This is a genomic window from Pseudoalteromonas sp. G5_S1_14_S5 (assembly GCF_054968605.1).
The window spans coordinates 1-1,297 of sequence record NZ_JBQKUM010000180.1 but is presented as its reverse complement, the minus strand read 5'-3'; the positions used below and the strand labels follow the sequence as shown (position 1 = coordinate 1,297).

Here is a 1,297-nt window from a genome sequence, read left to right as displayed (position 1 = left end):
ATAGCTACAAAAAAGCCGCTCATAATCAGAGCGGCTTTCGTATCAACTATAAACAATTTCAGATCTCAACTTGCGTTAGAAATTGTAAGAAGCACCCAGAGTTACTGTGCTAAATGCGATGTCTTGGCTGCTTAAACGTACTTTAATACCATTAATATAAGCGTAGTTTTCAACGTTTACGGCGTCAGCTTGTGAGATCAGACGGAGTGTTAGGTTCTCTACTGGCGTGTATTCAACACCAACACCGAAGTGGAAGCCTGCGCCGGAGTCATCGCCATAGAAAGCACTGTTGCTTGAGTTCAAATCTACGTAGCTTAAACCCGCTAGTACAAATGGACGGATTGAGTTATCGAAAGTGTAACCAACATTCGCAGCTACTGAGAGAGACGTTGGTGAAAGCTTCTTTTGGCCAAATAACTCATAGTCAACGTAGTCCGTGTAGCCTAGTTCGATACCTACAATACGGTTGAACTGATAACCGCCGTAAAGGTTATAGCCCATGCCGTCAGAATCTAAATTAGCGCCACCGTCCGTGTCTGAATCTTGATATACACCAAGGCCAGCACCAATGTATGGACCGCCCTCAATACCAGCAGCAAATGAAGGAAGTGAAACCAAGCCAACTAGGCCTAATATAAGTGTTGATTTAAGCATGAAAATACCCTTTTTAGCTTGTCCAACAGCACCGTCCATCAACTATTAATAGGTTTCCGACACGATTCCAACGGTTGCGATACTGTTTAAAATAAAATATTCAAGCGGCTTCTAAAAGAAACAATAAAACACCGTTCATTTACGAAGTGATTGGAAAGTTATCACAGCAACTTTTATTCGCCAAGCGAATAATTAACAATTTTTATAGCGCCTTACTTATGAGACAAATAGAGTAAAAGGTAAAATACAAGTAAACGTTACAATATCAACATTGCATACACCGATATAAAAAACTATAAATCACGAGATTATAGCAAAAACCATAACCTGAGGTGGCTTATATTCTAGCTATTAGTTAACTCTCCCCTTCCTGGAAAACAATAAGATCACACTATTGATTAATAGAGTGAGCTTTATTTTTTCTTTTGAAATTATTCAGAACAAAGTGCCATTAAAATATATTTAAAATAATGAATGCAATATTAATTAGCTTCAGCAAGTCTTGCCAAATAGGTATTCGTTAAATAGAAACCACTAAACTTCTCCAAAAAGTCTTGAGATACCGTTTTCTCTGTTAAGCCCGACTTAATCAACGCGCTCTGCCACGCTTGCACCTTAGGAAAACCTTATAACATATTAAAAC

The 1,297-nt window shown here is 38.4% G+C and carries 1 protein-coding gene; it reads right to left on the bottom strand.

All coding sequences use genetic code 11. The annotated features are described in order from the left end of the window. Positions 1-75: 75 nt before the first annotated feature. Positions 76-654, bottom strand: coding sequence for a porin family protein (locus ACTRWI_RS22430; protein ID WP_499133902.1), 579 nt, complete (start codon positions 652-654; stop codon positions 76-78). Between the last annotated feature and the right edge of the window lie 643 nt (positions 655-1,297).